This window comes from Hassallia byssoidea VB512170 (genome assembly GCF_000817785.2).
GTDB classification, from domain to species: Bacteria; Cyanobacteriota; Cyanobacteriia; order Cyanobacteriales; family Nostocaceae; genus Hassallia; species Hassallia carrinoi.
On record NZ_JTCM02000084.1, the window covers coordinates 23004 to 29483 of the forward strand.

Annotated in this window: 8 protein-coding genes and 1 other annotated feature; of the genes, 5 read left to right on the forward strand and 3 right to left on the reverse strand. The window is 41.4% G+C overall.

The window, feature by feature from the left end; genetic code table 11:
• The first annotated feature begins 13 nt into the window (after window positions 1-13).
• The 5 genes from rplA to PI95_RS25700 all read left to right on the forward strand — a co-directional run bounded on the left by rplA (window position 14) and on the right by PI95_RS25700 (window position 2773).
• The gene (gene rplA / locus PI95_RS25680) at window positions 14-730 is read left to right on the forward strand and encodes a 50S ribosomal protein L1 (RefSeq protein ID WP_039747987.1); all 717 of its coding nucleotides are present in this window, start codon (window positions 14-16) and stop codon (window positions 728-730) included.
• Between the two features lie 69 nt (window positions 731-799).
• Window positions 800-962 (forward strand) — a sequence feature (ribosomal protein L10 leader region).
• Between the two features lie 62 nt (window positions 963-1024).
• Window positions 1025-1573: a 50S ribosomal protein L10 gene (rplJ, locus tag PI95_RS25685; protein ID WP_039747984.1), complete on the forward strand. Its 549-nt coding sequence runs from the start codon at window positions 1025-1027 to the stop codon at window positions 1571-1573.
• A gap of 204 nt (window positions 1574-1777) precedes the next feature.
• The gene (gene rplL / locus PI95_RS25690; RefSeq protein ID WP_039748923.1) at window positions 1778-2173 is read left to right on the forward strand and encodes a 50S ribosomal protein L7/L12; all 396 of its coding nucleotides are present in this window, start codon (window positions 1778-1780) and stop codon (window positions 2171-2173) included.
• A gap of 98 nt (window positions 2174-2271) precedes the next feature.
• Window positions 2272-2547, forward strand: coding sequence for a hypothetical protein (locus tag PI95_RS25695; RefSeq protein WP_039747983.1), 276 nt, complete (start codon window positions 2272-2274; stop codon window positions 2545-2547).
• Between the two features lie 43 nt (window positions 2548-2590).
• Window positions 2591-2773, forward strand: a complete 183-nt coding sequence (locus PI95_RS25700; protein WP_236117191.1) for a hypothetical protein — start codon at window positions 2591-2593, stop codon at window positions 2771-2773.
• Window positions 2774-2918: 145 nt separating this feature from the next.
• Here PI95_RS25700 and PI95_RS25705 read toward each other — a convergent pair whose 3' ends face one another.
• From PI95_RS25705 to PI95_RS25715, 3 genes are all read right to left on the reverse strand, one after another.
• The gene (locus PI95_RS25705; protein WP_063842388.1) at window positions 2919-5477 is read right to left on the reverse strand and encodes an AAA-like domain-containing protein; all 2559 of its coding nucleotides are present in this window, start codon (window positions 5475-5477) and stop codon (window positions 2919-2921) included.
• Between the two features lie 86 nt (window positions 5478-5563).
• Window positions 5564-5896 carry a DUF5615 family PIN-like protein gene (locus PI95_RS25710; RefSeq protein WP_039747980.1) on the reverse strand — a complete coding sequence of 111 codons (333 nt, stop codon included), beginning with the start codon at window positions 5894-5896 and terminating at the stop codon, window positions 5564-5566.
• On the reverse strand, window positions 5893-6123 hold the full coding sequence (locus tag PI95_RS25715) for a DUF433 domain-containing protein (protein WP_039747978.1): 231 nt from the start codon (window positions 6121-6123) through the stop codon (window positions 5893-5895). The genes PI95_RS25710 and PI95_RS25715 overlap by 4 nt, the downstream gene beginning before the upstream one ends.
• Window positions 6124-6480: the final 357 nt, after the last annotated feature.

Sequence of the window (6480 nt, forward strand, 5' to 3'; positions counted from 1 at the left end):
GGAGTAAAGAAAAATGACGAAAAAAGTATCACGCCGATTGCAGGCGCTGCTAGAAAAAGTAGAAGATACGGATTATGCACCGATTGATGCTTTATCCTTGTTAAAAGAAACAGCAACAGCAAAGTTTGCGGAAGCAGCAGAAGCGCATATCCGGTTAGGAATTGACCCGAAGTATACAGACCAACAGTTGCGAACCACTGTAGCATTGCCCAAAGGCACAGGACAAATCGTCCGGGTGGCAGTAATTGCCAGAGGGGAAAAAGTAACTGAAGCAAGCAACGCCGGTGCTGATATCGTCGGTTCGGAAGAACTGATTGAACAGATTCAGAAAGGCATGATGGACTTTGATAAGTTGATTGCTACACCTGATGTTATGCCACAAGTAGCAAGGCTGGGTAAATTGCTAGGTCCGCGTGGTTTAATGCCATCACCCAAAGGGGGAACGGTGACATTTGATGTGGGAAGTGCGATCGCTGAATTCAAAGCTGGTAAATTAGAATTTAGAGCCGATCGTACTGGCATAGTCCATGTTATGTTTGGTAAGGCATCCTTCTCGCCCGAAGATTTATTAGTAAACTTGAAGGCGTTGCAAGAAACTGTTGACCGTAACCGTCCTTCAGGAGCCAAAGGTCGTTATTGGCGGACAATGTATGTGTCTGCCACAATGGGACCATCGATTAAAGTCGATGTCAACGCCCTACGCGATTTGAAACTGACCGAAGCTGGGTAATAGGGAGTAGGGAGTAGGGAGTAGGGAATTTTCTCACTACTCACCACTCCCCACTCCCCACTCCCCCTCAAAATTGAATAGGCAAAACCAAAGACAGCAGGTGTCAATAGCTTAATATCCTGCCGAGGTTTGCACTTTGATTGCTTGAAGTTGCACTTATAAAAAGTGTGATGACCGCATGAGAAACATTGCAAAACCCCGGCTGATATAGCTGGGGTTTGTTGTTTTGGGTCGGTCAGAAAAAAACGCTTTCTTTAGGGAAAGCCAAAAATTGTTTGAGGAGGTGAAACAAAGATGGGAAGAACGGTAGAAGATAAAAAGGCGATCGTTGCTGACCTCAAAGAAACTTTGAGCGAGTCAACTTTGGCACTGGTAATTGAATACCAAGGATTAACAGTCGCGGAAATCACTGACTTACGGCGGCGTTTACGTCCGAGTGGCACTATTTGCAAGGTAGCAAAGAACACCTTGATGGGAATCGCCATTGAAGGACAGGAAAAGTGGCAACCGATGTCCGAGTTGCTCAAAGGTTCCTCAGCCTTTTTGCTAGTTAAAGAAGATTTCTCTGGCGCAATTAAGGCTTACCAAGACTTCCAGAAAGCCAGCAAGAAGACAGAACTTCGCGGCGGCGTTATGGATGGTCGCCTGTTAAAAGAACCTGATGTCAAGGTACTCGGAGACTTGCCATCTAAGGAGCAACTCATGGCGCAAATTGCCGGAGCTATCAACGGCTTGGCTACCAAGATTGCCGTGGGTATCAACGAAGTTCCTGGTTCCTTGGCGCGTGCTTTGCAAGCAGTTTCCGACAAAGATAAAGGCGACAACGCCGAAAGCGAATCTTAGTAGAGACGCGATGTTCCTCGCGTCTGTACAGGAGTTAGGAGTTAGTGGATAGTGGGAATTTGAAGAGGGGAAAAGGGGAAAGGGGAAAGGGGAAAAGAATTATTACCAATGCCCATTGCCCATTGCCCAATGCCCAACAACCATCAACTAACAACCAACACTTATCAACCAACAATCAACACACAAATTACAGGAGTTATATCGATGTCTGCTACAACCGACCAAATTTTGGAACAATTGAAATCTTTGACTTTGCTGGAAGCATCTGAATTAGTCAAGCAAATTGAAGAAGCTTTCGGCGTAAGTGCTGCTGCACCAGTCGGCGGCATGATAATGGCTGCTCCCGGTGGTGGTGCAGCAGCTCCTGCTGAAGCTGCGGAAGAGCAAACTGAGTTTGACGTGATTCTAGAATCAGTTCCAGCTGATAAGAAGATTGCTGTGCTGAAGATTGTGCGCGAATTGACCGGTCTGGGTCTCAAAGAAGCGAAAGACATGGTGGAAGCTGCACCTAAAGCAGTTAAAGAAGGTGTTGCCAAGGATGCTGCTGAAGATGCCAAGAAGCGTATCGAAGAAGCTGGCGGTAAAGTGACTGTGAAGTAGTCAAAATTCCATTAGACATAGGAATGGAAAAGATGTAGAGACGCGAAATTTCGCGTCTCTACAAGGTTTCGGTTAACCGATAATTAATTTCCACTCCTATGTTTTCTAATAGAGGCGATCGCTTATCTTTGGTTAGAGCGGCGATCGCTTTGCTTTGGGGTTGTGCAAAGCAGGAATTGGAATTCAGTACTCTTATTACAAAGAGCGATCGCACTGAACGAATTTTCGACGTTTCAATATTCGGGATTGGCGATCGACATTTGCGAAGTTTGCACAGTGTAACGCAAGCGATCGTAAATCAGAAAGCCCTTTGCAGGTTTAATTCGTTCACAAGAATGTGCAGCAAGGTATCGGGGATTTTGCAAAAAATATAAACCCAAGCCGAAGCCAGAGAGAAGCTATCACTGGGGAAGTAAGTTGCTACCAAAGGTTGTGAAGGGTAAAGGTAAAAATAAGACCTCTCCTGGACAAATGCGGCTACCTTGGGATGATTGGGAAGTTGCTGATTCAGAAGTGCGCGAGGTAGCAGAACAGTTTGTGACAGCTAATTGCTATGACCCCAAAATAGCAGCACAGTTTTTTAATGATGCTTGCCAATAAGTCAGTGGTTATATTAATTTTGACTTTTGACTTTTGACTGCTGACTTTTGTGCCAGGTATCGAAATCGCCAAATGCTTATGAATGCGTATAAATTCCTTTATAAATAAATCTTTACAAAAGGCTGTGAAGCTTATATGTTATAGTTTACAAGTCGCAGCGCGAGAAAAGAAGTATTTTACCTTCCAAGTCGTAGTTTGTGTTATAAACTCTGTTGTACGTATGGAACGATGCTCTTTCATAACTGAACGTTGTCTTGGAAAACGGTAGTACTCCTATACTACTTCTCAAACCTTCTTTCTCTACTTTTGATATCACTTGACTGTAAGAGTAAAAATCTTTTCCATCATACCATCCAATGCGAGACGCAAAACGTTCATAAGCTTCTAGGTTATGAGTGGTGAAGTCGGTAATATCCAGTCTATTTCCTTCCTCTACCAAAATTCTCTTTTGCACGCTGAATCCAAAGCGTCCATCTGAGTTTTGTACCCATAGCGAGTCAATGTCTTGAAGGTTTTTGCAGGAAAAGTTTTTGAGGGAGTTTTCATCAAAATAACCTTGTTCTTCTCTTTTAGCAACATAGAGCATCAACTGCGCTGTTCGGCTATCAGCTTCCTGCCATTTTTTGTTCGCAAGTAAGTAATTAAGTTCATCTAGATAGTGTTCTTTTAAAGATTCCTCAACCTGACTCTTGAGATTTTTATCCCCAGCTTTTGAGAGTAACCCGATAAGTTCTCGATATAATCTTTCTACATTTTGTTTGGATAAAAATTTTATCTGAATATTTGGATTAAATACAGGACTGATATTAGCTATCTTGTTTCCTCTTTTACCCTTTTCTTTCAGAGTATCTAGAATTTTATAAGCATTTTTATACGCCGAAATTGCTTGCTGAGTATTACCTTGCTCTTTCAATAAATTCGCTTCTGTTTTAAAAGTAAGGACACGAATTTGCGATGCTTCATTAGACCTATCTTTTTGCAAATATTCCCATTCTTTTTTACTTTTGTTGAGATAATCCTGTGCTTTTTTCAAATCTTTTGATTTGAGCTTTTGATAAGCATAAGATATTCCAGCATAGAGAATTGCTTGCCGAAGTTTATGGTCTTTGATATTGACAGATTGACCTGCTTGTGAAAATAGTTCTTTAGCTTCAGAATCAGAACCTTCAGCTTCAAGTTCTCCAGCGCGTTGAGCTAAATTTTCAACTGTGCCAAGATACTCATTACTATATTTAACTTCTTCTGCTTTTTTAGCTGCTACGAAGGTTGATATAGCTGCAATTGAGAAAGTAAATATTAAAACAAAACTTCCAATACGAATCCGCTGTTTAGCTTTCTTATTAGCCTCACTCAATACCTGATTTCTCTGTTCTGCAGCTTCCCTATCCTTTCTCTCCCTTTCTAATTCCGCTTCTTTATTTCTAACAGCTATTTCCTGCTCTCTACTAGCAGCTAAAAACTGTTTATCTTGATAACTTAAATTCTTATCTTTCCCCCATTCCTCAGCATCTTTCAGCGCATTTCCCCGTAAAAGTCGCGACTCATCAACACACCCAGAAGCAACCCAACCTCTAAAAGCTTCCGAGTAGGGACGTAATTTATTTAATTCAGCTTCAACCCAACTTTGATTAAAAACCTCTTGATAAATTCGATTATAAACTCTTAATTTATTCTGGTGCTTACCAACTAAACCTGATAATAATAACTCGCTTTGTTCTGCACTATCATTATTTACCACATCTCCACTAGAGTGAATTTGCTGATACAAATCTAATAAAAATCCGGCTCGTTCCTCATCCCGTAAAATTCGGCTGCGAATCGTGCGTAAATGCTCCGGTTCATCTTGCAATTCCCAATTTTCAATTATTCTTGCTCTCGCTACCTGTTCAACAGAACGAGGATTATCTTTCTCTGATTCTTCCACCATCAACTGACACAATTTCTGCGTCAAAAATGGTTGTCCTCCCGTCCAATTTAATATCTCCTGCATCACCTCTTGGGAATCTGGAAATTTTCCCTCCAAACCCTTCCTTAATGGTTCCACTTCATGTAGTTGAAAACCTTTGAGATTAATTGCTCTGCCAATATTAAAAGGTGTGCGTTGCTTATCTTGAATTAAATTGCTCGGTGAAGCTACCCCCAACAAACAAAAAGTGAGCCGATTATAATCTAAATTATCAACCCGTTGATTGTGACAAGCGCGAATTAATGCAAAAAAGTCATCTGTGGGAAATTTTAAGCTGAGAACACTATCAATTTCATCAATAAAAATAACAATATTTTCTTGAACTTCAACTAACAAAACCTCTTCAATAAACTTCCGAAATCTTGTTACTTCTGAGTGTAATTGATTCTTGACCCACCACTCAGCTAAATCTACATCTAAATCAAAACTTTCAATTAAATTATCAATCAAATCCACATACCACTGTTCGGGTGTCACATTTTGCACACCACCCGCAGATAAATCGATCGCAGCACATTCCACCCCAGCATCTCGCAATCGTCGCATAGTACGCACCCGAATGCTAGATTTTCCCGATTGTCTGGAGTTTAAAACATAACAAAACTTCCCCGCTGTCAGCGACTCATATAATTCTTTATCAGCTTTCAGCGACTCATATAATTCTTTATCAGCTTCCCGTGTGACGTAGGTGCTGGCATTTTCTGGTAGACTGCCGGAAAATCTGTATTCGTCAAACATGATTTACACCAAACGGAACTGAAAAATAAAATTATTGTAGAGTGCGTGATTGACGAATGTCCGTAAGCAACTTGTTCGGTGCGGCTTTATGATAAAGCAAGCAGCGATACATACTCGTCTTCATAAAATAATTTGATAACGTCAACATCTCGACGCAGCAAATTTTCAACCTGCAATGTCGAGCAGTTTCCAAGCCGTAGCCAAATAACCTTCGGTGGATTCCCAAATACCAAGCTGAGGTCGTGCATATCCGCGTCTTTCGAGACAATCATGAAGCCATTATCTTTAGCATAATCCCACACTAATGGGTCGTCAGTTGCTTTCATACCGACATCTCGGACGTGAAGCGAACCTGGAAAAAGGTCAGCCAAAAGGTGCGGCAACTTGGGAGACAAGTTTTCGTCAAAAAGTAATTTCATGCGCGGATTGGAGCAGTCATCAACCGACGCTCACGGTCAGCGGCATAGGCAATACAGGCTTTTAAATCTTCCCGCGTTAAATCGGGAAAGTCGTCGAGTATTTCTGCTTCGGTCATCTCGGAAGCTAAATACTCAAGCACTTCATAAACCGTAATTCGCAAGCCGCGTACACAAGGCTTGCCACCGCGTTTATTTGGCTCAATCGTGATGTAATTTCGATAGTTCATAGTTAAAATTATCAGCTAGTAAAAGTTCAAAAGCAAGCAACAAAGATTTCTGCCGAAATTTTACATATCTTAGGTGCTGGCGTTTTCTGGTAGACTTCCAAAAAATCTGTATTCGTTAAACATGATTTACCCCAAACGGAACTGAAAAATAAATTCTTGTAGTGGCGTGACAAGCCTAAAATGTTGCAAAATATTTGGGTAATCCAACACCAAGATCCTGTCGTTTATTGAATTCGGGCAGTCGTTTATTGAATTTGGGTAGTCGTTTATTGAATTCGGGCAGTCGTTTATTGAATTTGGGCAGTCGTTTATTGAATTTGGGCAGTCGTTTATTGAATTTGGGCAGTCGTTTATTGA

Bases quoted from the DNA above. Each gene is read 5' to 3' on its own strand.
- PI95_RS25710 (WP_039747980.1), bottom strand. From the start codon at position 5,896: ATGAAATTACTTTTTGACGAAAACTTGTCTCCCAAGTTGCCGCACCTT.
- PI95_RS25705 (WP_063842388.1), bottom strand. From the start codon at position 5,477: ATGTTTGACGAATACAGATTTTCCGGCAGTCTACCAGAAAATGCCAGC.
- rplJ (WP_039747984.1), top strand. From the start codon at position 1,025: ATGGGAAGAACGGTAGAAGATAAAAAGGCGATCGTTGCTGACCTCAAA.
- rplA (WP_039747987.1), top strand. From the start codon at position 14: ATGACGAAAAAAGTATCACGCCGATTGCAGGCGCTGCTAGAAAAAGTA.
- PI95_RS25695 (WP_039747983.1), top strand. From the start codon at position 2,272: ATGTTTTCTAATAGAGGCGATCGCTTATCTTTGGTTAGAGCGGCGATC.
- PI95_RS25715 (WP_039747978.1), bottom strand. From the start codon at position 6,123: ATGAACTATCGAAATTACATCACGATTGAGCCAAATAAACGCGGTGGC.
- rplL (WP_039748923.1), top strand. From the start codon at position 1,778: ATGTCTGCTACAACCGACCAAATTTTGGAACAATTGAAATCTTTGACT.